Annotated in this window: 21 protein-coding genes and 1 tRNA gene; 8 read left to right on the plus strand and 14 right to left on the minus strand. The window is 57.8% G+C overall.

The genetic code is table 11. The features are described from left to right. Positions 1-69: 69 nt before the first annotated feature. The 6 genes from OLX77_RS12405 to OLX77_RS12430 form a co-directional block, all read right to left on the minus strand. Entirely contained in the window at positions 70-3,462 is a 3,393-nt protein-coding gene (locus OLX77_RS12405; RefSeq protein ID WP_307633925.1) for a DEAD/DEAH box helicase family protein, read from the minus strand. Continuing rightward, complete coding sequence (locus OLX77_RS12410) at positions 3,459-4,637, minus strand: restriction endonuclease subunit S (RefSeq protein WP_307633926.1); 1,179 nt, start codon at positions 4,635-4,637, stop codon at positions 3,459-3,461. The genes OLX77_RS12405 and OLX77_RS12410 overlap by 4 nt, the downstream gene beginning before the upstream one ends. Further along, on the minus strand, positions 4,634-6,115 hold the full coding sequence (locus OLX77_RS12415) for a type I restriction-modification system subunit M (protein WP_307633927.1): 1,482 nt from the start codon (positions 6,113-6,115) through the stop codon (positions 4,634-4,636). The genes OLX77_RS12410 and OLX77_RS12415 overlap by 4 nt, the downstream gene beginning before the upstream one ends. 43 nt (positions 6,116-6,158) lie before the next feature. After that, the gene (locus OLX77_RS12420; RefSeq protein ID WP_307633928.1) at positions 6,159-7,058 is read right to left on the minus strand and encodes an Abi family protein; all 900 of its coding nucleotides are present in this window, start codon (positions 7,056-7,058) and stop codon (positions 6,159-6,161) included. A gap of 225 nt (positions 7,059-7,283) precedes the next feature. After that, entirely contained in the window at positions 7,284-8,213 is a 930-nt protein-coding gene (locus OLX77_RS12425; protein WP_307633929.1) for a restriction endonuclease, read from the minus strand. 190 nt (positions 8,214-8,403) lie between these two features. Then, positions 8,404-9,477 (minus strand): virulence RhuM family protein, encoded by a 1,074-nt coding sequence (locus tag OLX77_RS12430; RefSeq protein WP_307633930.1) that lies wholly within the window; start codon positions 9,475-9,477, stop codon positions 8,404-8,406. A gap of 202 nt (positions 9,478-9,679) precedes the next feature. On the opposite strand from OLX77_RS12430, the gene OLX77_RS12435 reads away from it, so the two are divergent. Then, positions 9,680-9,754, plus strand: a tRNA-Val gene (locus OLX77_RS12435). Positions 9,755-9,795: 41 nt separating this feature from the next. On the opposite strand, the gene OLX77_RS12440 is transcribed toward OLX77_RS12435, so the two are convergent. The 4 genes from OLX77_RS12440 to OLX77_RS12455 all read right to left on the minus strand — a co-directional run bounded on the left by OLX77_RS12440 (position 9,796) and on the right by OLX77_RS12455 (position 11,946). Further along, a complete protein-coding gene (locus tag OLX77_RS12440; RefSeq protein WP_307633931.1) occupies positions 9,796-10,080 on the minus strand; it encodes a hypothetical protein in 285 nt (94 codons plus the stop codon). A gap of 110 nt (positions 10,081-10,190) precedes the next feature. After that, positions 10,191-11,045, minus strand: a complete 855-nt coding sequence (locus OLX77_RS12445; protein WP_307633932.1) for a hypothetical protein — start codon at positions 11,043-11,045, stop codon at positions 10,191-10,193. 114 nt (positions 11,046-11,159) lie between these two features. Then, complete coding sequence (locus OLX77_RS12450; RefSeq protein ID WP_307633933.1) at positions 11,160-11,405, minus strand: YheU family protein; 246 nt, start codon at positions 11,403-11,405, stop codon at positions 11,160-11,162. Between the two features lie 70 nt (positions 11,406-11,475). Further along, a complete protein-coding gene (locus OLX77_RS12455) occupies positions 11,476-11,946 on the minus strand; it encodes a DUF2058 domain-containing protein (RefSeq protein WP_307633934.1) in 471 nt (156 codons plus the stop codon). Positions 11,947-12,146: 200 nt separating this feature from the next. Between OLX77_RS12455 and OLX77_RS12460 the strand changes: the two genes are divergently transcribed. The 7 genes from OLX77_RS12460 to OLX77_RS12490 all read left to right on the plus strand — a co-directional run bounded on the left by OLX77_RS12460 (position 12,147) and on the right by OLX77_RS12490 (position 18,972). Further along, positions 12,147-14,288, plus strand: a complete 2,142-nt coding sequence (locus OLX77_RS12460; RefSeq protein ID WP_307633935.1) for a Tex family protein — start codon at positions 12,147-12,149, stop codon at positions 14,286-14,288. A gap of 450 nt (positions 14,289-14,738) precedes the next feature. Further along, positions 14,739-15,968, plus strand: coding sequence for a class I SAM-dependent methyltransferase (locus OLX77_RS12465; protein ID WP_307633936.1), 1,230 nt, complete (start codon positions 14,739-14,741; stop codon positions 15,966-15,968). 66 nt (positions 15,969-16,034) lie between these two features. Next, on the plus strand, positions 16,035-16,322 hold the full coding sequence (locus OLX77_RS12470; RefSeq protein ID WP_307633937.1) for a hypothetical protein: 288 nt from the start codon (positions 16,035-16,037) through the stop codon (positions 16,320-16,322). Beyond that, positions 16,319-16,546: a YwbE family protein gene (locus OLX77_RS12475; protein ID WP_307633938.1), complete on the plus strand. Its 228-nt coding sequence runs from the start codon at positions 16,319-16,321 to the stop codon at positions 16,544-16,546. Before OLX77_RS12470 ends, OLX77_RS12475 begins: the two co-directional genes overlap by 4 nt. Positions 16,547-16,835: 289 nt before the next feature. Then, positions 16,836-17,522: a spermidine synthase gene (locus tag OLX77_RS12480; protein ID WP_307633939.1), complete on the plus strand. Its 687-nt coding sequence runs from the start codon at positions 16,836-16,838 to the stop codon at positions 17,520-17,522. Between the two features lie 158 nt (positions 17,523-17,680). Then, positions 17,681-18,709 (plus strand): virulence RhuM family protein/type II toxin-antitoxin system death-on-curing family toxin, encoded by a 1,029-nt coding sequence (locus OLX77_RS12485; protein ID WP_307633940.1) that lies wholly within the window; start codon positions 17,681-17,683, stop codon positions 18,707-18,709. Next, positions 18,706-18,972 carry a VF530 family protein gene (locus OLX77_RS12490; RefSeq protein WP_307633941.1) on the plus strand — a complete coding sequence of 89 codons (267 nt, stop codon included), beginning with the start codon at positions 18,706-18,708 and terminating at the stop codon, positions 18,970-18,972. Before OLX77_RS12485 ends, OLX77_RS12490 begins: the two co-directional genes overlap by 4 nt. Before the next feature lie 168 nt (positions 18,973-19,140). On the opposite strand, the gene OLX77_RS12495 is transcribed toward OLX77_RS12490, so the two are convergent. The 4 genes from OLX77_RS12495 to OLX77_RS12510 all read right to left on the minus strand — a co-directional run bounded on the left by OLX77_RS12495 (position 19,141) and on the right by OLX77_RS12510 (position 22,309). Beyond that, on the minus strand, positions 19,141-19,509 hold the full coding sequence (locus tag OLX77_RS12495; RefSeq protein WP_307633942.1) for a hypothetical protein: 369 nt from the start codon (positions 19,507-19,509) through the stop codon (positions 19,141-19,143). Positions 19,510-19,776: 267 nt separating this feature from the next. Beyond that, positions 19,777-21,048, minus strand: coding sequence for a Y-family DNA polymerase (locus tag OLX77_RS12500; protein WP_307633943.1), 1,272 nt, complete (start codon positions 21,046-21,048; stop codon positions 19,777-19,779). An 8-nt stretch (positions 21,049-21,056) separates the two neighbouring features. Continuing rightward, entirely contained in the window at positions 21,057-21,500 is a 444-nt protein-coding gene (locus OLX77_RS12505) for a LexA family protein (RefSeq protein WP_307633944.1), read from the minus strand. A 53-nt stretch (positions 21,501-21,553) separates the two neighbouring features. Next, on the minus strand, positions 21,554-22,309 hold the full coding sequence (locus OLX77_RS12510; RefSeq protein ID WP_307633945.1) for a hypothetical protein: 756 nt from the start codon (positions 22,307-22,309) through the stop codon (positions 21,554-21,556). Between the last annotated feature and the right edge of the window lie 45 nt (positions 22,310-22,354).

Here is a 22,354-nt window from a genome sequence, read left to right on the forward strand (position 1 = left end):
TTGGTGTGTGCCCTGTGATCCCTGAGGCTCGCCCCTTCTCGATTGGCAAACCTTAATCCACGATGCCTTTTACGCCAACTGCCCCTTCAATCCGGTCTGAACGACATTCAGCGCTCCAAATATTCCGTCAATGACCTTGTTCTTGTCGGCAAACAACGCGTCAGGCCCACCGGCATGCAGGTTGCTGAACGGCGGTTCGTAGAGCGCCGAGGCTTCCATCACTCCACGGGCGGTGAGCTGGTCGATAATCGTCTCCACGAAGCGCATCTGCGGTTCGGTGAGGCTGCGGTCGTTCAAAAATTGCGAGAATGCAGCCTGTGCCACGGCCCGGTCCATGCCGACCAGGCTGCGCACGAACCAGGCCAGTGAAGGGGCGCCGCTGCGAGCCAGCAAACTGCTGAGCAAGGTCTGGCCGTCTTCTTCGCCGATCTCGCACAGGGCCTGCTCCAATCCCTTCAGGTCCGTCTCGGTCAGCGGCTGGTTGGTTCGCAGGCGGTGGATCACGAGATGGTTCAGATGATTACGCAGATAGTCCCTGACCTTCTTTTCATACTGCGCCCCGGTCATCCTGGGCATATAAACAGCCTCGGGCTCCCGCACCCCCAGCACCTCGTCCTTGAAGTCTGTGTAGACGATCTTGCGCTTCTTCTTGTCGAGGAACACCACCAGGTTGCGTAGCCGCAACCGCATCTCCTCCAGCATCTCCAGGTTGAGCCCTTCCCAGAAGCCGGTTTCCTGAAGTGCAGCCAGGTAGCTCAACTGCGCCTTGACCGCCGGGATGGTCGCCTTTTCCTCAAGCAGCATGGCAATCTCAACCACCTTCTGACGATGCCGCTCCAAGGTGTTGGGTTCGTTCTGAGCCAGGGCGAGCTGCATGCGCAGCACGGTGAGGTCGAACATGCGCGATTCGATCTCGTCGGTTGCAAGCTCGCTCGGCAGACAGGCAACCTCGCGCTGCAACACCTCGCGGTCCTCTTCCCCGAGCTTGTCCCAGGCCCCGCGATCCTGATACTTCTCCACCGCCTCCAGGTGCATGCGAACGATGAAGTTCTCCCGGTTCATGGCGGTAACTTCCTCGTGGAGCCCCGAGGTGATCCCTTCACGCAGTTTGGCTTCGGGGTCCAGTTCCGGCAACTGCTGCATCTGCCCCAGCAACTGCACACGGGCTCGGAACAAACGGATGGCCAGAGGCACCCCGCCGCCGCCTTCGATGCCCTGCGGATTCTCGTTAAAAAAGTCGAAATTGAAGCAGAAGTCGAAAACGCGGAAGTCCTCTTTGTCTTCATCCGGGCCGAACAACTCGGGGCACAGGCGGGTGCCGCGTCCGATCATCTGCCAGAATTTGATCTTAGAGTACACCGGTTTAAAGAAGGCCAGATTGGCCACCTCGGGCACGTCGATACCGGTGTCGAGCATATCCACCGAGATGGCGATGTGCGGTGCCTTGCCCTTCTGTGAAAAGTCGTCGATCAGGCTCTGGGGGTACGTGGCGTAGTTGTCGATGATCCGTGCGAAGTGCCCTTTGTAGTGCGGGTAATGGTGATTGAAGCGCTCCTCGATGAACTCGGCATGCTTATGGTTGCGGGCAAAGATGATGGTCTTGGCCAACCGATCGCCGCCATCGACCTTGTGGCCGTGCTCCATCAGGTGCTGGAGAACCTTGTCCACCGTGTCCCGGTTGAACAGCCAGTTGTTGATCGCCGTTGCATTGACCTGGGTCGGCATGCCGCGCTCGTCGGCGTCATCCCCCCAGTCGAGGCTCTCCCACTGCTCCTTTTCTTCCTCGCTGAGCGACTCGTAGTCGATCCCCTCGCGGGGAAACTTGAGGTCGACCTGCTGCGCCCTGGGCGGCACCAGGAAGCCATCGGCAACGGCGGTCTGCAGTTCGTAGGCATCGGTGGGCACCCCCGGCTCCAGCTCGAACAAATCGTAGGTGTTGTGGTCCACCTCTTCCCGTGGCGTGGCGGTGAGACCCACCAGCATGGAATCGAAGTAGCGGAAGATCGCCCCGTACTTCTGGTAGACCGAGCGGTGCGCCTCGTCGATTATCACCAGATCGAAGTGGCCGACCCCGAAACGGGCCTCGCCGCCATCGGTCTGGTCGATCAGGTTCAGCATGGTCGGGTAGGTACAGACGTAGACCCTGCCCTCGGTATCCCTTTCGGTGACCAGGTTGACCGGGCTCGATTCCGGCAGATGCGCCTTGAAGGCCCCGACCGCCTGGTTGACCAGCGACACCCGGTCGGCCAAAAAGAGCGCCCGCTTGACCCAGCCCGCCCGTTGCAGCACGTCCACCAGGGCAATGGCGGTCCGGGTCTTGCCGGTGCCGGTGGCCATCACCAGCAGCGCCTTGCGTCTGGCCTGGGTGAACTGGTTGAAGATGGAGCCGATGGCGCGCTTCTGGTAGTAACGCTCGACAATACCGTCCTTGATCTGGGCGACATCGAGATTGTTTTTCTGGCTGCGGCGCAGGATCAACCGTTGCAGCTCGTCCTTCTTGTAGAACCCGGCCACCCGGCGCGGCGGATAGCTCAGATCGTCCCACAGCCGGGTCTTGTAGCCGTTGGTATAGAAGATCAGCGGCCTCTGGCCGTGCATCTGTTCCAGGCAGTCGGCATAGAGCTTGGCCTGCTGTTGGCCAACTCGCGGGTCGACAGTGGTCTTCTTCGCCTCCACCACGGCCAGCGGCTTGCCGTCATCCCCCCAGAGCACGTAGTCGACGTAGCCAACCCCCTTGTTGTTCGGCATGCCAATGACTTCATATTCCCGGTCGCGTTTTTTATCCAGGGGCCAACCGGCGCGAAGGAGGTCGACGTCGATCAGGTAGCTGCGGGTCTCTGCCTCGGAGTAGTCGTGGGTGTCGGCGGTCTGTTCCGCCTGGGCGCGGACCTTGGCCAGCTCCTCGCGCAATCTCTGGAGTTCGGCATCGAGGGAGTCACGCTCCTGCTGTTGCTTGAGGTCTTTCCGGTTCTGCTCGGCCAGGGTCGCTTCCAGCTTCTCCAGTTCCTTGCGGGAGACGACTTCCTCGGCTTTCGCCGGTTTCGGCACCCGGTCGTCCTGCCAGATCACCCCGGCAAGAGGGGTGGCGGGGGCATAGGTGCGCACCAGCCAGTAGCAGATATGGTGCAACTCTTTCACCACCTGCAGAGCGTCGTACTGGCGCACCGGTCTCTGGCTGTGGACGGCTTGGTTGCCGAGCTTCTGGATGACGCGGGCTTTCTGAAAGACCGGCTGCGGTAGCAGGTTCTGGAAGGAGGGTTCGTGCAGCAGCGCCCCGAGGCTGTTGTCGTAGGGCATGCGCAGGCTGCGGTCGTGGCGGTAGAGCCAGTGCACCGCCGCCTCCAGGGTGAAGCGGGCGTGAAAGCAGGCGGCGCGCGGGTCGCCCATGATGTGGCCTTCCGCTCTGGCGGCGGATTCCGCGATGTCGCGAAATTCTTGGGGCAGGAAGGTGAAGTTGCTCATGGCAACAGCTCTCCGTTGAAGGCGCGCTGTTGCAGGGAGGCGAAGAGGGTGTCGAGTTCGGCCAGATGACTACGGAGCCGGGCTTTCTGCTGCTCGATTGATTCGACGATGGTGGCGAAGCGGTGTTGGAGGTCGAGAGGAGGCTGTGGAAACGGTACAGTCTTGAGTTTCACTCCGGTGAGGTGCGCAATTGTCGCCGAGTTAGTGAAGTCTCGAAAGCCTCCATTCTTAGCCATAAACCACATGCACTGCTGGACGTATTCAGGGACAGATTTAGAAGGATTCAGCCTTACTCTATGCAGAGCTTTTTGAAAGTAAACGTCCTTCATTTCGCCCCGCCAGATGGCAGTCCTTCCAACTTCACCGCCCTCGCAAACTAGAAGATCACCATCTTTCAGTTCAAATTCTTTGCGATCTTTCTCTGTAAAGTCCATGCGCCTCAGGTCGTCCAGCACAAAACGGCCCCACTGCACATTGAAGTTCGCAAGGTACGGAAATTGACAATTCCCGGCCTCCTTACCTTTATCGAGCATCTTTCCAAGGCGGCTGGTCCCGACCTCTTTGAAATCCACAACTCTCCACCCCTTCGGGTTGGTCACGGGATCGCCGAACATGTCGAGGAAGGTCGATTGGAGCAGGGTGTCGAGCTGGGCGAGGGACTCGCGCCGCTTGGCCCGCAGCCCGTCCGCCGCGTCCAGGATGACCGCAATCCGCTTCTGCTCGGCGAGGGGAGGGAGGGGGATTTGTATATCCTCAACAATCTTTTTGGAGACTTCCTTAAATGTTGCTCCGCGTCCAAGTCGTTGAACGTCCTCCCGGTGTATATCCAACCACCAGTAAAGGTAATCGGGAGAAAGAATGCCGTTGCGCGGCACCATGTTCTTAAAGCCCTGGTTGGTGCACACAGGAATTTTATTGATTGCCACCAGCCCTATCGGCGCACGTGAGCTGAACAATACCGAGTCAGCAGGTAGCATTTTTGCAGAACAGCTTCTGAGGCCGGCTGTCGTTATTTTCCTTGGTGTATCAGTCAAATATTTCTGCACATTGTCGCTCAGGTCTTTGGGCGTAACCCAAGGCACGTCACCATCCCAAAATGCCGGGGTCCCGGTTTTGGGAGTTGCGCCAGAAACTACTTCGCACACTTCCCCGATAGTGGCAGTTGCCCACTTCATCCCAACAACCCCTCCAGCTCCTCGCGCCCCTCACCAATCTCCTCCTCCAGCTTGGCCAGCCGCTGCAGGATCACCTTGGGCGGATCATAGTCCACTGCTTTATACTCCACCTCCTTGTAGCGGTTAATGGAGAGGTCGTAGTCGTTCCCGGCGATCTCCACCTTGGGCACGCAGAAGCTCTGCTCGGTGCGCTTGCGCTTGGTTTCCGCCTTGCGGTTTTGCCAGCGGCTGAGGATGTCCGGTAGGTCACTCTTGTCCGGCTGCGGGGTGCGTTTGTCGTCCAGCGAAAAGCCGTCCGATTTCATGTCGTAGAACCAGACCTGGTCGGTGCCGCCGGAGTTGGTCTTGGTGAAGAAGAGGATGGCGGTGGAGACCCCGGCGTAGGGCTTGAACACCCCCGAGGGCATGGAGACGATCCCGTCGAGCTTCTGCTCCTCAACGAGCATTTTACGCAGGGCCTTATGCGCATTGGACGAGCCGAACAGCACCCCGTCCGGCACGATGACCGCCGCCCGGCCGCCGCTCTGCAGCAAGCGCAGGAAGAGGGCCAGGAAGAGCAGCTCGGTCTTCTTGGTTTTAACGATCTGCAGCAGGTCCTTGGCGGTGGACTCGTAGTCGAGGCTGCCGGCAAAGGGCGGGTTGGCGAGGAGTAGCGAGTACTTCTCGGCCTCGTTATCGTCGGCCTGGGCCAGGGAGTCGCGGTAGCGGATGTCCGGGTTCTCCACCCCGTGGAGCAGCATGTTCATGCTGCCGATGCGGAGCATGGTGGAGTCGAAGTCGTAGCCATGAAAGGTGCCCTCGTTGAAGCGGCGGCGGGAGGCTTCGTCACGGTAGATGGCGTCGCTGTGGTGCTTGACCAGATACTCCGAGGTGGCGATCAAAAAACCGGCGGTGCCGCAGGCCGGGTCGCAGATCTTGTCTTTCGGAGTCGGAGCGGTCATCTCCACCATCAGCTTGATGATATGGCGCGGGGTACGGAACTGGCCGTTCTGCCCGGCGGTGGCAATCTTGCCGAGCATGTACTCGTAGAGGTCGCCCTTGGTATCGGTGTCTGCCATCTCGATGGAGTCGAGCTGATCGACCACGTTGGCCAGCACTCGAGGGGTCGGCATCATGAACAGGGCGTCCTTCATGTGGTGGGTGTAGGTGGAGTCTTCCGGGTCGCGGTCGCCGTTGTTGCCGAGCTGCTTGATGAAGGGAAAAACCTCGTCGCGCAGCGTGACGAACATCTTATCCGGCGCCGTCTCTTTAAAGCGCGACCAGCGCAGGTTGTCCTGGGCTTTGGAGAAAACCGGCTCCTCAATGGGCTTGCCGGTGCGGGCCGCCTTGCTCTCTTTCAAAGTCTGTAGCTCATCGAGCCGCTTGATGAAAAGCAGGTAGGTCAACTGCTCGATGACCGACAACGGGTTCGAGATGCCCCCGGACCACATGGTGTCCCAAATTTTATCGATTTTGGATCGTATTTCGCCGGTGATCATATAATCTCGCTAAACTCCCAGTTTTTTAGCAACGACAGCACTATTAATTCTTATTGCATGCAACCCAGAACGGTCGCTCTTGCCAATCATCCGGAAAGCCCATGGCTTGTGACCGCACATCCGGATGCTTGACAAAAAGGTTTGCTAACCGCTGCTTCCATGTATTTTGGTTAATGCTATCCATGAGGTATGCCAGCATAACCAGGGTATTGTAAAGACGTTTCCCGTCTGTGTGGTTAAAATTTCCCTGTAGATCAGCAGGTCTTTTCCGCGGCAGTTTCCAGGCAAAGGGAAATAATCGATTCCAGAGCCGGGCATGATGGGCGCAATGATTACGCACTATGCTGAGATGATGGAGAAAGGAGGTGAGATTCACCTCGTCTACGTCATAGGCATGGGCAATGGCATTGCGGTCACTGCCATGCCTCAGATTGGCGTACCATTTTGAGAGTTGCCCCAGAGTCATGACCTCGCAGACAACCCAGAGGGGAGGGAGTTCTTCGTCGTATTTTCTGAAGTGCTTGATGAAAATCTCGGAACTTCTATTTACCGTTTCCTTGAGTGCGGTGATATTTTCCGCGTGGTTCCAATTTGCCTTGAAGAGATCTCCTTGCAGGTGAGCATGAGGCCCATAGGTGTGCGCAAGGAGATAGGCCCAACGGGTGCGCAGGGAAACTTCAACTCGCTCGATTGCATCCATGACCAACAGGCGCAACTCACGGTCAAATATGTAGTGCTCCAAAATCAGATTAAAGTCGGTACCGGGCTTGAACTGATGAGTGGGATGGTCTTGCTCGTAGGGAAGCCAATAAGCGGCCAGACGGTAGTAATTGAGGTGGGCGAGATAGCGTTTAGCCCGGTCGCGGTCTGTGATTACCATGCCGCGGTCGATAAGCAGGCCAATCTGTTCATCAAAAGATTTAGGGGGCTTGGTAAATTGCATTACCAGCCCCCATAAAAAGAAACCCCCAATGGTGCGCAGATCTTACGAGATGCGTTGGGGGTGTTGTTCAAAATTAAGTAATAATTTAGCATAAAATATCGAACCTGAACAAAGGATGCAAGCTTTTTCTTATTGTCGCTGATCACAACTGCATGAAAGTAACACTAGATAAAACTAGGACAAAACTAGGCACACTCCCCAATTTTATCCCGCATCCAAAATATGTTATATGGTTATTGGTACTACGCTTCTACACTTTGGGTACTGCGAGCACCCCCAAAACTCTTTCCCGGCATTCGCCCCCTGCCTGGCAGTTCTTTTCACCATAGCATTATTACATTTCGGGCAAAACGGTGATGCGCTCGTCTCTTTGTTTGACCGGGGGGTGTCTTTAATTCCCGGCGGAGGAACATTTTTCTTTTCAAGCGGATGAGCGGCCAGGGCAGCATTGATCATCTTCACCAGCTTACCACCATCGATAAGCGTAATATTCTTATCTTCGGCAAAGCTCACTGCGTCATCGGTAAAGACACCGGAGGTAACGACAAATCCCCCTTTTGCGCCATTTGCCACCATCACCCCAAAGAATTCCCGCACCACCGCAACCCCGACCTTGAAAGCCTTCCATTGCTTGCACTGCACCAAATACTTCTGTCCATTCAAACTCATCTCAAGATCGATACCGCCGTCAGCGCCGCCACCGCCTGTTTCTTTTACCGTATACCCCTTGCGCCGGAAGGACTCTCCGACAAGCAGTTCGAATTCCTGCCAGGTTAACCGTTCAACTGCCTGCAAGGCGGAACTTTTCGTTTCCGTTGGTGAATGGGTGGCTATGGATTCGTAGAGTTGTTTGTTTTTTCGCTGCTTAAAAAAAGACAGCACTGCGCCAAACAGGAATGCAAGTGGCAGAAGCATTTGGGCAAAAACGGCGACCGTCACCCCTAATTGGTTGAGAGCAACGTTCCCCATGTTGCCAACAGTGGCCGGCTGGTCAACTGTAATCCCCGTGACAGCATGCAAAACGATATAAGATCCCACAGCCAGAAGCAGACAAGTTTTCCATGAGAATTTTGATGCAATTTCAACAAGGTCCTCAAAACCACTTTGTCTTCTTCGCCTCGCCATACCCGCCCCCAGCTCATTTTTTAACTGCATCCCATAGCGCCGGAATATCCTAGCAGGTTTTACACGCTATACCAATACCGAAAGAATACTGATCTTCTGAGGGGAAAATCAGGGACATCCCCCATATTCTTTGTTTTTGAATTTGCTCAAATAAAAACCGTCGGGATATCCTCCCGCCACTCCACCCCGGAATCCTTGTCTTGCGGAGATGCCTGGGATTTCACTTGCGGCCTCTCGTTTTCCCAACCGGTTTTTTCCCCTCGGTCAGTTGCCTGGCCGCTGCCTCCAGTTGCTTGATCGATTCCGCCTCTCCCTGGCTTTCTTTGTCTTCCCTGCGGCGTTGGGCGAATTGTTCATATTCGGCACCGGCATGCTCTTCAGCGGTCTTCCGGCTCACCCCTCCGGCATTGGGCAACACCCGCCGGTCATTGAAGCGGAGGAAGTCGTCAAGCTTCTGCTCCCAGTCCTTCATGAACACCTGTTTGCGTCGTCGGGCCTGATCCTCGGCAAAATCGAGCCACATGACCACGATGCGGTTCAGCTCGTCGATCTCCTCTTCGCTCAGATAGTTCTTGGCAATGGTCACGTCGGTCTTGCGCACCTCGCCCGCCTTCCAATTGGTGAGCCCCATGTTGGGCAGCAGATGATCGGCGCGGGCGCGGACCAGTTCGGGGGCGGTCAGGCCGGTGGCGGCGAAGTGCAGCTTGTTCTGGATGATGCTGAAAAATTTGGCGGCTTCGGGCCGGCTCGGTTCGTAGTCCGCAGCCATGGCGAAGATTTCCTTCACCCGCAGATACATGCGCCGCTCGCTGGCCCGGATGTCGCGGATGCGGGCCAGCATTTCATCGAAATAATCGGGCACAGGGGAACCCGGCACCGGCGGGTTCTTCAACCGCTCATCGTCCATGACAAAGCCCTTGACGATGTACTCCTTCAGCCGCTGGGTGGCCCAGATGCGGAAACGGGTGGCGATCAGGCTCTTGACCCGGTAGCCCACCGAGATGATCATGTCGAGATTATAGAAATCCAGAGCGCGTTGAACTTGGCGAGAACCTTCCTGCCGAACCGACAAGAATTTCTTGTGAGTTGCCGTAGGGGCAAGCTCATCCTCGGAATAGATGTTCTGAATATGTTGACTGATGTTCTGCTGAGTGGTTTGAAACAGTTCGGCCATCAATTGCTGGGTGAGCCAGACTGTCTCGTTCTCCAGCCGGACATCGAGCTTCAGCTTGCCGTCATCGGTCTGATAGATGAGCACTTCACCTTCACTCGGCGGCAACAATTTTTTACTCATTTCGTCACCTCGGCCGACATGGGCAATGAGGATTTCCCGGGACACCTTGCGCAATTCCTGTCTATCCCCAGATCAAAATCAAATTCCGGGGACACAATACTTAATTCCTGCCAAAAGAATTGAAACCAATCCCTATTTTTTATTCGGCAGCAAAGTTCGGTTGTTACCGGCGGCGGAATGCACTATTATTCAAGAAAAGATAGGGCGATTAGCTCAGCGGGAGAGCACTGCCTTCACACGGCAGGGGTCACTGGTTCGATCCCAGTATCGCCCACCATTGCAGACAACGGGAGCATTCGCCCCCGGCTTTGCGATGTTTTAGATCTGTTCCTTTTCCCGCTGCTTAAAAAAAGACCACCCCGCCCCGATCAGAAAACAAAAAGGCAGAAGCACCTGCCCGAAGGCGGCAAACGTCACAACAAATTGTTTGAGCATAAAGTTTCCCATGATCCCGACACTGGCCGGTTGGTCAACCTGAATCCCCGCAACCGCATGCAGAACCAGATAGGATACCAGCGCCAGAGCCAAGCCAACCTTCCACGGTAATTTTGAGGCGACTTCAACAATATCCTCAAAAACGCTTTGCCTTCTCCGCCTCGCCATACCCGCCCCCAGCTCATTTTTTAACTGCATCCATTATTGCCGGATTATCCTAGCAGGTTTTACCCTCTATACCAATACAGAAAGAATACGGAGCGTCTGTGCCGATTTTTTCAATTTCCGGTGACATCATCGTCCGGCCGCAAGGGGTGCCCCCCAAGCGCATAGGCGCCAACCTCCAGTTCCAGATGATACCGCCTATTCCATTCCGGCGCCGGGGCGAAACGCCAAACCCAGCTATCATTTGGGGACTCCAGATCCCCCTCCCCCAGAATAACCTCCCGCTCCACCTCGCTTTCATCCAAGCCCCGTACCACCATGGCGCGGTCGCCAATGAGGAGGCGCACTCCGGGCAGACCCTGTAGCCATTCGAGGTGGCGCAGCGCTGCGGCCCGGCGGAGGTGCAGAGGGAAATCATCGTCCCGGGGACGCCCTTTTGCTAACCACTTGGCCGGCAGGGAGCCGAGCTGGGAGGCAAGATTGACAGAAACAACGAGGTCGCAGCCTGCGGCAAGATCGGCGGGCAGGCTTGGCGAGGCTTGGCGGAACAGGGTAATCGCCGCTTCGTCGGCAAGTCTGTTGCCTGCTTGGTACAGTTTCTCCACTGCTCCGGTACAGTCGAAATCAAGGCAGGTGATATTGGGGGCCACGGCCTTGGATTTGCGACGGTTGCGGGGCAGATGCAGGATATCGGCCAGGACCACCTGCTGAAAACGTTCGGCCAGTTCGGCCAGGGGCACGTCGTTGATCAACCCGCCCCCCAGGATCAGGACGGTGCGGTGCTGGGTACAACCATCGGCCGCGGCGAGGATGGCATTGCGACTGCGCGCAAGATGCGGCTCCCAGCTGGCGCGGTTGCGTTGGTAACGGTCTTCAATGGCCAGCTGTTCACGGAGAAAACCCATCCGCCGGAGATAGCGGGGGCAGGGGGTGAGCAGGCTTTCCAGCCAGAGGGTAATCAGGGACATAATGGGACGGGGAAAAAGAGGGATGTCACAGCGCACCTCGTATGGTTTGCATGGGAAACGATTCCCGCCTTGAATGTCACACTAGGCGTTTGGTTGTAAGGGCTCAGTCGCAATTCAGCGGTTGACAACAATATTCGTTGTTTCCGAATTCAGCTCAAAAACGATCTTAATCTTCCGGCTGCGCAGTTGCTGCATGACCTGCCCCACCTTCTCCTCCAGCGTACCGCCGGCCTCCCCCCAATCCGCACCGTCTCTGGTGACAAACTCCTCGATCACATTCCGCAAGGTTTCCGGGTCGAGCCGCTCGTAGGGTACATCGATACCTTCTTCGTCCAGACCGATGGATTTATGTTCTGACACGCCTCACCTCAACCGGGCCATGGGTAATGGGAGCAGGGGCGGGATTCCTTCCCAAGTGCGCTGCCGGTTCCTAAACCTTTTCATGAAAAACGATCACCGCCGCCTGGTCCCGGCTCGCGATCTGGCGGGCCACCTTGGCCGGCACCACCTCGTAGCCGGTGCCGAGCCTGACAATGGCCAGCTGGCCGCGGCTGAGCTGATCTGCCATCTCATCGGAAACGAAGATCCGCTTGATCTTGTTGAGTTCGGCAAAGTGGTACGGCTCGCCCCTCCCATCCTGGGGCAGGCGGTTGGTCTCGATGAGCTGTTTGACCTGGGCCTTGAGCTCCCTGACCCGGGTCTCCTCGGCGCGCTGGAGGTTGAGCTCGCGGTTGCGCTGCTCCTTGGCCGCCTGCTCTTCCCGCGCCGCGTTGCTGGCTGCGACAGGAGGGTTGCCGTCGTGTTGCTTGCGGCTGATCCGTTTTTCGTGCTCGGCCTTCTTGGCCTGTTTTTTACTGGCCAGCCCTGCCTTGAGCAGCTGTTCCTGCAACGGGTTTGCCATGTGCGTTTCCTTGCTCTCTGTTTCAGCCGCCGGCAAAGGCAGCGTTTTGTTTTTATTTCAGCCAAACCCGAACGAATTGGTGTCCGGTATTTGACCATATTCGCTGGGGGATGCAAAGTGATATGATGGGGGGGGCGAGGGACAGCAAAAAAGAGCTCAGGCACGAAAAGGCAAAAAACAATTGGCGCTGTTGCGCAAATATGAATACAAAAGCAACCATGAACCAACACCAGGAAATCATTGCCCAAGAGCTGAAGATCAAGACCACCCAGGTGGCGGCCGTGGCCGCCCTCTTGGCGGACGGCTCCACGGTCCCCTTCATCGCCCGCTACCGGAAAGAGGCCACCGGGTTGCTGGATGAAATCCAGATCAGCGCGGTCCGGGACCGGTTGCTGCAACTGGCGGAGCTGGACAAGCGGCGGCAGGCGATCATCGGATCCTTAAGCGAACGGGAGCTGCTGGAGCCCAAGCTGCACCAGGCCCTGCTTGGGGCCGCCAACCTGACCGTCCTGGAAGATCTCTACCTGCCGCACCGCCCCAAGCGCAGGACGAGAAGCATCATCGCCATGGAAAAGGGGCTGGAGCCCCTGGCCCGCGCCATCTTCCGCCAGGACAACACTCCGCTTAAGCCGGAACACTTCATCGACCCGTCCAAAGGGGTCGCCACTGCGGACGAGGCCTTAGATGGAGCCCGCGACATCATCGCGGAATGGATCAACGAGGATCCTGCCGCCCGGTCCGCTTTGCGGCATCTCTTTACCTCCAAGGGGGTGATCGTCTCGAAGGTAGTGAAAAAGAACCAGGAGGTGGGCGCTAAGTTTCGCGATTATTTCGACTGGCAGGAACCGGCCGCCAAGGTGGCTGGCCATCGGCTGCTCGCCATGCTGCGGGGGGAAAACGAAAAGGTGCTGACCCTGGCGGTGCGCCCGCCGGAAGAGGCACCCTGCGAGCTGTTGCGGAGGCGATTTGTCATGGGCACCACTGCGGCAGCGCAACAGGTTGAGCTTGCCGTGCAGGAGAGCTACAAACGGCTCCTGGCCCCGTCGCTGGAAAACGAGCTCCGCTCCCAGCTCAAGGAACGGGCGGACCAGGAGGCGATCCAGGTCTTTGTCGACAACCTCCGCGAGCTGCTTCTTGCCTCGCCCCTGGGGCGCAAACGGGTCCTGGCCCTGGACCCCGGCTTTCGCACCGGGGCCAAGCTGGTCTGCCTGGACGAACAGGGCACGCTCCTGCACCACGCCACCATCTACCCCACCCTCTCCGAGGCGCAGAGCCGGGAAGCCGGCAAGATCGTAACCGAACTCTGCCGACAATACCGGATCGAGGCCATCGGTATCGGCAACGGCACCGCGGGCAGGGAGACCGAGACCTTTGTCCGCTCCTTGGGGCTGGCTCCCGAGATAATCATCACCATGGTGGATGAGAGCGGCGCCTCGATCTACTCCGCCTCGGAGATTGCCCGGCAGGAATTTCCCGATCACGACCTGACGGTGCGCGGCTCGGTCTCCATCGGCCGAAGGTTGCAGGACCCCCTGGCCGAGCTGGTGAAGCTGGACCCTAAGGTTATCGGCGTGGGCCAGTACCAGCACGATGTTAACCAAACGGCCCTGAAAAAGAGCCTGGACGATACCGTGGCCAGCTGCGTCAACCGGGTGGGGGTGGAGCTGAACTCTGCCAGCGCCGAGCTGCTGGCCCATGTTTCCGGCCTGGGTCCGGTGTTGGCCCAAAACATCATCAAGTACCGCAACGAAAACGGCCCCTTTAGCCGCCGGGCTGAGCTGCTCAAGGTGCCCCGCCTGGGGAGCAAGGCGTTTGAGCAATGCGCCGGATTTTTACGGATCCGGGGTGCGGCCAATCCCCTGGACGCAAGCGGGGTCCACCCGGAGCAGTACCGGATCGTGGAACAGATGGCCAAGGATTGCGGCTGCAAGGTGGCGGACCTTATCGAGCTCCCGGAGCTCCGGGAGAAGATCGAGCTCAGCCGCTATGTCAGCGAGACGGTGGGGCTGCCGACCCTAAACGATATCCTGGGGGAGCTGGCCAAGCCGGGCCGCGACCCGCGCGCCACCTTCAGCACCTTTGCCTTCAGCGAGGAGGTCAACTCCATCGCTGATCTCAAGGTGGGCATGCGGCTGCCGGGGTTGGTCACCAACGTGACCAAGTTCGGGGCCTTTGTCGATATCGGCGTGCACCAGGACGGGCTGATCCATATCAGCCAGCTGGCCGACCGCTATGTCAAGGAGCCCGGCGAGGTGGTCAAGGTGCGGCAGCAGGTAATGGTGCGGGTGCTGGAGGTTGATGCGTTGCGGAAGAGGATTGCGCTTTCTCTTAAAGAAGGGTGAGGGGCTTGTTCCCTTAGTTTTTCCTGAGTACGCTGCAATCTCAGCAGCACAAGTGATATAGTTTGTTCTTCTGTTCATTTCTTTGCGGAACTTTATGCCCGTCAGGGTACAAAGAAACGAACCAGCAGCGAAGCGGCGAAGAAAGGGCACCCGGTGTCCCTCGCCGCGTGATCAAGTCACACTGCTGTCCCGCCGTGGGCGGGATGCCCGGAGTTTATGCCCTGCGGGTACTCCTCAAGGCTGCCGGGTCTTTGCAAACTCGCGGAGTTTATGCTCCTTCGGGGTACCTCAAACAGTCGGAGTCTTCGCCACGTTGTGGCTCCGCTTACCTAAATCCCCTTTTCGGCAGCCTCTCCGGTGCTCGGCGGCGGGCCAATGGGATTGTAACTGCGATGAAACTAAAAGACCCGACTGAGATTATTTGGGAATCTTATATAATGGTGCATGATGATGACTGAGATAACTGAAACGGAAACCGTCCCCAAGGAGAGAGACAACCAGCGGGAACTTTTTTTCAGCCTGCTGGAGGATTGCCTGAGCCACAACACCTTTGTCAAAATGGTGCTGGGGAAATACCATGGCGCGGAGCCCGGGCTGGAACGGCTCTTTGTTCGCCGCCTTACCTTGAAAGAGGGGGAGTGCCTCTCCTTTCTCTATCGCTACCAAAGCAAGGACATCACCAAGAACCTGCCCATCCCGGCGGGGATTGCCACCCTCCGCGACCTCTTTGCTACCAGTTTCAACAATCTCCATCTGCAAACGGTGAGTGAGGATATCCAGCTCTCCATAAACAAGAAGGGCAAGTGCACCCTGCAGCAGGGGAAAGCTTCTGGCAGGAGTGTCCCTCTCCAGGAACACGACCGGGAGAAGGAGCGGTTTCTCGAACTTACCTCCCCCTTTCTCAGGGAGCTTGGGGTCACCAATCAGCAGCACCAGCTGCTTCCCTCCATGGCGCGCAAGTGGAAGCAGATCAACAAGTTCATCGAGGTTCTCGACCACGCCATCGTCGCCGCCAAGCTCAAGGAAAAAAAGCGGCTGCGGGTGGTTGATTTCGGCTCGGGCAAGGGGTACCTCACCTTTGCCATGGAGGAGTATCTGCGCGCTGGTCTGGGGCTCAAGCCCAGCGTGACCGGGGTGGAGTTGCGGGAGGACCTCGTTAATCTCTGCAGCAAGGCGGCCCGCAAGCTCAAACTCGACGACCTCTCCTTTGCCCAGGGCGATATCCGCAGCTTCCCGCCGGAGAGTATCGACATCATCATCGCCCTGCACGCCTGCGACATGGCCACGGATTACGCCATCCATTTAGGCGTCCGCTCAGGCGCTTCGATCATCATGTGCGCCCCCTGCTGCCACAAGCAGATCCGCCCCCAGATGACCAGCCCTCCCCTGCTCAAGCCCATGCTCAAGCACGGCATCCACCTGGGTCAGGAGGCGGAGATGGTCACCGACTCCCTGCGGGCGCTGCTCCTGGAGGCCTCGGGCTACGAGACCCAGATATTTGAGTTCGTCTCCCTGGAACACACCAGCAAGAACAAGATGATCCTGGGGGTGAAGACGGGGGATGTGAGCAAACAGGCGGAGCGGCTGGAGCAGATCCGGGAGATCAAGGCGTTTTATGGGATCCGGGAGCATTGCCTGGAGAGTCTGCTTATGGCGGAGGGCTTGGGCCAGGGCGGCTGAAGATAAAGACAAGATGGTCGCAGCTCCGGCGGGCGTTTTCCGGAGCGAACTTTGAAGGAGGCAGCAGTGGAAAAAACCGATTCACTCACCAATCTGCTCAAAGAGCATATGGTGGAGATCTCCACGGTCAAGGCGAACAAGATCCTGGTCTCCCTCGGCCTGCTCGCGGAAAAAGAGCGGCCCAGCTCGAAGTATGCGGGCAAGATGAAAAAGTACAAGGTGCTCACCGAACAGGGGCTTGCCTACGGGGTGAACCAGGAAAACCCGAGCAGCCCGGGGCAGACCACGCCCCATTACTATGGCGACACCTTTCCCGAGCTGCTGACCCTGATCCAACGGGCAGGCAAGCCATGAGCAGCATCCCGCGCAGCGAGATCAAGCCCGGGCTGCGGGTCTGCATCGTGCTTAAAGAGGACCAGCGCACCGGCAACCTCACCGAGGGGGTGGTCAAGGATATCCTGACCAAATCCCCCACCCATCCCCACGGCATCAAGGTCCGCCTGGAAAGCGGGGCGGTGGGCCGAGTCAAAAAGATTCTGCTTACCGAGCAATCTCAATCAAATTCTTTGCTTTCATAGCTGTTAAACTCCCATTGGCACGCCGCCGAGCACCGGAGAGGCTGCCGAAAAGGGGATTTGCACTGTTTGAGGCAAAGCCGAGTTTGCAAAGCCCCGGCAGCCTTGAGGAGCGCCGGGTATCCCGCCCATGGCGGGACAGCAGTGTGACTTGATTACACGGCGAGGGACACAGGGTGCCCTTTCTTTGGTTCGTTTCTTTGGGCACGCAAAGAAATGAACAGAAACATAACGCATATTGCTCTGGCTACCGGTATTGCTTGGCAATCAGAAAAAAATAGGAGAATCGTAAATGGCGCAACCCTGGCATGTGGTTGACAGCATTGAAACGGATGAGGGGCTCCTCGATCTGCGGCAGCGGGGCGAGAAGGATTTCCTGATCACCATCGACAGCCGGGTACTGATGAACTCCTCGGCCAATATGTCCGAGATCGTCTTGTCGGAGCTGGCCTGTACCGGGCTGAAGGAAATCAAGCAGCCCCGGGTGTTGGTGGGCGGCTTGGGCATGGGCTTCACCCTCAAGGCGGCCCTGGATCATCTCCCCCTCGATGCCGAGGTGGTGGTGGCGGAGCTCAACCCGATCATGGTCACCTGGTGCCGGGGACCCATTGCCCAACTCACCTGCGGGGCGGTGGACGACCCCCGGGTCAGGGTGGTGATTAGCGATGTGGCCAAGGTCATTTCCGAGGCGGCAAAGCAGGGCAAGGAGCAGCGGTTTGACGCCATCATCCTCGACCTCTACGAAGGCCCCTACGAGGGGGACCAGGGCAGGGGGGATTATCTGTACGGCAAGAAGGCCTTGGCCTTAAGCCGGGCCGCCCTGAAACCGGGCGGGGTCTTTGCGGTCTGGGCCGAAGACCCGGATCAAGCCTTTGAAAAAAGGCTGCAGGCGGCCGGTTTCAGCGTAAACCGGCAACGCCCGGGGAGGGGCGGGCGCAGGCATGTGGTGTACATCGCCCACAAGAGCGGCAAAATTTGAGCGGGGCGCTCCTCGCGCAGGAAAATTGTGCAGGATGGCCGGAACGGTTTCGCCCTCTCCTCTCTGGCAAAAAGAAGCAAACCGGCTTATGATGGAGCAAAGCAGGCGAGATCCTCGGATGGCGGCACAGCAACCCAGCGTAGTCTGGAGAAGGCGGAATGAAAGAGCAACACCAACCCGAACAGGGCGAAATAATCATCTACCAGTCTGATGACGGCCAGGCCTCATTTGAGGTTCATCTTGCCGAAGAGACGGTGTGGCTGACCTTAACCCAGATGGCCGAGCTGTTTGCCAGAGATAAATCTGTTATTTCCAGGCATCTGGGGACAATTTTCTCTTCTGGCGAGCTGCAACGAGAGGGAACTGTTGCAAAAAATGCAACGGTTCAAATTGAAGGCAACCGTGAGGTCACAAGACATGTTGACTGGTACAATCTGGATGTAATTATCTCAGTTGGCTACCGAGTGAATTCAAAACGCGGCGTGCGTTTTCGCCAGTGGGCCAGCAGGGTTTTAAAACAGCATCTCATCCAGGGCTATACGGCCAACGAGCGACGCCTGGCCGAAAAGGGCCTCGCCGAAATGAAAGAAACCCTGGCGCTCCTGACCCGGACCCTGGCACGACATGAAACCCTCAGCGAGGAGGGCAAGGCCGTTCTGGAGGTGGTCGGCAGATATGCCAAATCCTGGTCGCTGCTCCTGCAGTACGATGAAGACCGACTTGAACTGCCCAAGGAACGTCATCCCTCCCGGCAGCCCCTTGATTATGAGCAAACCAGAAAATCCATTCGTGCGCTCAAGGACGATCTCCTTGCCCGGGGCGAGGCTTCGCAGCTGTTCGGCCAGGAGCGGGACCAGCACCTCCAAGGCATCCTCGGCAACCTGGACCAGACCTTCGGCGGCCAGGATCTCTACGGAAGCGTAGAGGAAAAGGCTGCGCATCTCCTCTACTTTGTCATCAAGGACCATCCGTTCAGCGACGGCAACAAGCGAATCGGCTCCTTTCTCTTTCTGCTCTTCCTCAGAGAAAACAGCCTGCTGGAACAATCCGGTTTTAACGACAATGCCCTGGTCGCCCTGGCCTTGCTGGTTGCCGAAAGTGACCCCAAGCAGAAGGATCTGCTGATCCGCCTGATCCTCAACCTGCTCACCGGCAAGAAAGGCGAACCCACAAAGGACGTAGCATGAGCACAAACCAGACAAGCAACCCGCTGCACGGCATCACCCTGGAGATGATCCTCACCCGACTGGTGCAACACTACGGCTGGGAAAAGCTGGGGGAAAAGATTACGATCAACTGCTTTACCAAGGATCCCAGCATCAAATCGAGCCTCAAATTCCTGCGCAAGACCCCCTGGGCCAGAGAGAAGCTGGAGAGCCTCTATCTGCACACCCGGCTCCGCAAGGAGATTCTCGCCGCATCCACGCAGGAAAACCAAGGGGAGAGATGATGGAGATGGTCAGGGAGCAGACCGAAGTGAACTGCCCCATTTCTATCAGGCATATTCAGAAACAAAAAAAAGGCAGATTTATTTATCACAAATAAATCTGCCCTCCTCATATTGCATTTGTGCAGTGGTTAAGCAATTACCGCTCTACATTTTGACTAAAAATTCAACTCAGCAGATCTTCGCCTGTTGACACCATATTTTCGCATATTTATCCGCCTCTTTACCCAGCACCTTAACTCCGATCTCACCACACACAGTCCCCCAAGCGACATTAATCACGACTTCCAAAGGGACCAAAATTTCATCCGCTTCAACAAAAACAATATCTGCAAGAGCAAATATACCATCTAAAGCCGCTGCGCCTGCTGCACACGAACCTGTTGCCGCAGCTTTTTCAATTATCCATTTACAAATTTTCTTACATTTATCGCAAGAAGATTTACTTTTAGCAAAATCAATACGTGCGTCAGCGATTTCACTTGCAGAAATCTTCATATCTCCCAATGATTTTAGTGCTTCTAATTTTTTTTTATTCATTTCAAAGCCTCCTTTTCAAAATGAAAATTTCCCTGCATTTCTCAAATTATGCATTCAATTTAATAAAAAGTTGTATCACCCCCTTTCCGCTGCCTATTTATATAGTTTCTCACACGTCAGTTTGTCTGGCCCAAAAAAGACTTTTTTTATCCGCAAACTTCCTCGCGGCCAACCAAACGCATACATGGAGCATCACATGCGAGACCAATGATTGTCAACTACTAAAACCAGGCACAACCTATAACGTAGAGGGATGATACTGATGGGTCAGAACGCCCGCACCACCGGAAGCTCCCGCCAGCTGGTGGTGTAGGAGGGGGATTTCCTCTCCTGCCTGTGATGCCATTGCTTGCTGAAGCCGGCGGAGGCGTACTGGAGCGTGTCCTTGCCCCAGCGGAGGTTGATGCGGTCCAGGGCCTGCAGGAGGGTGTCGCGGTGTGGACTGGGAGTGACAAAGAGGTTGGCTTGGTGAAGATGCTCGGGGAGCAGATCGCTGAGCACCACCCCCACCTTCTGGTAGACGTAACCCTCCCGAAAGAGCTCCTTGAGACAGCGGCCTGCCTGGATGATGAGCTCGGCGGTATCGGCGGTGGGGCACGGCAGGGAGACGGTGCGGCTGTTGGCGTACTGGGGCTGATCGGTGCGGAAACGGTTGGTGGTGAGATAGAGGGTGAGGCAGCCGGCCTTGAGCCGTTGCGCCCGGAGCTTCTCGGCGGCGCGGGAGACATAGGAGACCGCGGCCTCGTGCATCTCGCCAAGCTCGCGCACCGGAGCGCCGAAGGAGCGGGAACAGGCGAGGGAGTGCTTGGGCTGCGGCATCTCCTCCAGGGGAAAGCAGGAGATGCCCTGCAGCTCGTACATGGTGCGAACCCCGGTGATGCTCAGATTTTTCTTGAGCCAGCGCTCGTCTGCCCGGCTCAGGTCGTAGGCGGTGCGGATGTTGTGCGCGGCCAGCTTTTGGGCGGAGCGGGACCCGATGCCCCACACCTCCCCTGCCCCGATATCCTTGAGGAACGCGGTGATATCGTGCTCCGGCAGGAGTCCGAACACCCCGCCATGCTCCACCTGCTTCTTGGCCATCCGGTTGGCGAGCTTGGCCAGGGTCTTGGTGGGAGCGAAGCCGATGGAAACCGGGATACCGGTCTCCCGGCGGATCGTGCCCCGGATCTCGGTCCCCAGACGGCGCAGGGATTCCTCACCCGTCGCGGGCAGCCGGATGAAGGCCTCGTCGATGGAATAGACCTCCACCTCGGGCTCCAGCCGTCCCAGGACCTCCATGACCCGCTGGGACATGTCGCCGTATAAGGCGTAGTTGGAGGAAAAGACCCGGACCCGGTAGTACTCGAGCAGGGGCTTGCACTTAAAATAGGGCTCCCCCATCCGGATGCCCAGGGCCTTGGCCTCGTTGGAGCGGGCGATGATGCAGCCGTCGTTGTTGGAGAGCACCACCACCGGCTGGTCCGCAAGCCCGGGGTTAAAAAACCGTTCGCAGGAAACGTAGAAGTTGTTGCAGTCGAGCAGGGCAAAAAGGGAGGGCATGCGCGGGCCTAAAGGGCGTGGACCACGTAGGCAACCACCCCCCAGATCTCGCAGGTGATTCCTTCGGCCATGTGGATGTCCGGGTAATCGGGGCTCTCGGCCTTGAGGCAGATGCTCTCTCCCTGCATGACCAGCCGTTTCACGGTGAGCTCGCCGTCGAGCACCGCGATCACCACCTTGCCGCTGGTCGGCGTAAGCGAGCGGTCCACCACCAGGATGTCGTTGTGATGGATGCCGGCCCCGAGCATGGAATCGCCCGCCACCTTGACAAAGAAGGTGGCGGCGGGATTAGCCACCATGAGCTCGTTGAGGTCGAGCCTGCCCTCGATGTAGTCGTCCGCCGGGCTGGGAAACCCCGCGGAAACGCGGCAGGCGAAGAGGGGGCGTTTGAGCTCGGTGGTGCGGTCGAAAGCATAGACCGCCGTGACGGTTGGGGAAGATGCTGGATTCATGGAGCCACTATACAGGAGAATACAGCCCCTGTCATCGGGAGGAATGGGCGGGCTTAGGTATGCGGATGTTTCTGCAAAAAGGGATGCAGAGAGGCGGTGAGCAGCCGGATGAAACGCGGGTTGTGGGCGGGATGGTCGGCGCTGAGCCGGTTTTCCTCGAAAAGAGCGAGATGCTGCTGCCCCAAGGGCCCGCTCTGCAGATGGTTTTTCAGGGAGTGCGGGAAGTGCTCCATAACGATGCTCGCCTTGGGTCCATGGCAGGAGGGGAGATAGAGCCGCCGCTCACCAAACTGCAGCATGCCGGAACCCTGGCAGGCCGAGACCACCTTCAGCCCCTTGATCCTTGCCAGCAGGCCGAGCGCCTCCTGCAGCGCCTCCTCGGCGCCGCGGTTCACCCGGGCCATCTCCGCCTGGTATTCTGGCCTGGACTCAATCCGGACCAGATCGCGGCGCAGCAAGTGGAAGAGCTCCCGGCAATTCTTTTCCAGGGCGGCCGGGCCAACGGGCTGCTCGTCTTGCAGGATCCGGGCGTTGGCCTCGTATAGCCGGGCCACCCGGCACCAATGGGCGGCACCGTAGAGGCAGAGCTTGCGGTAATGGGGGTCGTAGGCGAACTCCTTGCAGAAGTTGTCGATATGGCCAAGAGATTGCTCGTCAAAATACAGGCTGCGGAGCAGGAGCAGAACCCCCTCCCCTTCGGGGACGGCGGCAAAGACCGCGATCTCCACCTCCCCGCCGGCCACCTCCCCTGCCGTGTGCTGCACCGCAAAGTAGAAGGCTCCCTCTTTGCGGCGTTCGCTCAGACGCATGGGGTCTCCTTAAGGTGCCGCGAGGAAACGCTATTCCCCGGAGAG

It is taken from the genome of Thiovibrio frasassiensis (assembly GCF_029607905.1).
Taxonomy (GTDB): domain Bacteria; phylum Desulfobacterota; class Desulfobulbia; order Desulfobulbales; family Desulfurivibrionaceae; genus Thiovibrio; species Thiovibrio frasassiensis.

Excerpts from the sequence above, each read along its gene's own strand:
- OLX77_RS12405 (WP_307633925.1), bottom strand. The coding sequence starts at position 3,462 with ATGAGCAACTTCACCTTCCTGCCCCAAGAATTTCGCGACATCGCGGAA.
- OLX77_RS12410 (WP_307633926.1), bottom strand. The coding sequence starts at position 4,637 with ATGAAGTGGGCAACTGCCACTATCGGGGAAGTGTGCGAAGTAGTTTCT.
- OLX77_RS12415 (WP_307633927.1), bottom strand. The coding sequence starts at position 6,115 with ATGATCACCGGCGAAATACGATCCAAAATCGATAAAATTTGGGACACC.
- OLX77_RS12420 (WP_307633928.1), bottom strand. The coding sequence starts at position 7,058 with ATGCAATTTACCAAGCCCCCTAAATCTTTTGATGAACAGATTGGCCTG.
- OLX77_RS12425 (WP_307633929.1), bottom strand. The coding sequence starts at position 8,213 with ATGCAGTTAAAAAATGAGCTGGGGGCGGGTATGGCGAGGCGAAGAAGA.
- OLX77_RS12430 (WP_307633930.1), bottom strand. The coding sequence starts at position 9,477 with ATGAGTAAAAAATTGTTGCCGCCGAGTGAAGGTGAAGTGCTCATCTAT.
- OLX77_RS12440 (WP_307633931.1), bottom strand. The coding sequence starts at position 10,080 with ATGGCGAGGCGGAGAAGGCAAAGCGTTTTTGAGGATATTGTTGAAGTC.
- OLX77_RS12445 (WP_307633932.1), bottom strand. The coding sequence starts at position 11,045 with ATGTCCCTGATTACCCTCTGGCTGGAAAGCCTGCTCACCCCCTGCCCC.
- OLX77_RS12455 (WP_307633934.1), bottom strand. The coding sequence starts at position 11,946 with ATGGCAAACCCGTTGCAGGAACAGCTGCTCAAGGCAGGGCTGGCCAGT.
- OLX77_RS12460 (WP_307633935.1), top strand. The coding sequence starts at position 12,147 with ATGAATACAAAAGCAACCATGAACCAACACCAGGAAATCATTGCCCAA.
- OLX77_RS12465 (WP_307633936.1), top strand. The coding sequence starts at position 14,739 with ATGACTGAGATAACTGAAACGGAAACCGTCCCCAAGGAGAGAGACAAC.
- OLX77_RS12475 (WP_307633938.1), top strand. The coding sequence starts at position 16,319 with ATGAGCAGCATCCCGCGCAGCGAGATCAAGCCCGGGCTGCGGGTCTGC.
- OLX77_RS12480 (WP_307633939.1), top strand. The coding sequence starts at position 16,836 with ATGGCGCAACCCTGGCATGTGGTTGACAGCATTGAAACGGATGAGGGG.
- OLX77_RS12485 (WP_307633940.1), top strand. The coding sequence starts at position 17,681 with ATGAAAGAGCAACACCAACCCGAACAGGGCGAAATAATCATCTACCAG.
- OLX77_RS12490 (WP_307633941.1), top strand. The coding sequence starts at position 18,706 with ATGAGCACAAACCAGACAAGCAACCCGCTGCACGGCATCACCCTGGAG.
- OLX77_RS12495 (WP_307633942.1), bottom strand. The coding sequence starts at position 19,509 with ATGAATAAAAAAAAATTAGAAGCACTAAAATCATTGGGAGATATGAAG.
- OLX77_RS12500 (WP_307633943.1), bottom strand. The coding sequence starts at position 21,048 with ATGCCCTCCCTTTTTGCCCTGCTCGACTGCAACAACTTCTACGTTTCC.
- OLX77_RS12505 (WP_307633944.1), bottom strand. The coding sequence starts at position 21,500 with ATGAATCCAGCATCTTCCCCAACCGTCACGGCGGTCTATGCTTTCGAC.
- OLX77_RS12510 (WP_307633945.1), bottom strand. The coding sequence starts at position 22,309 with ATGCGTCTGAGCGAACGCCGCAAAGAGGGAGCCTTCTACTTTGCGGTG.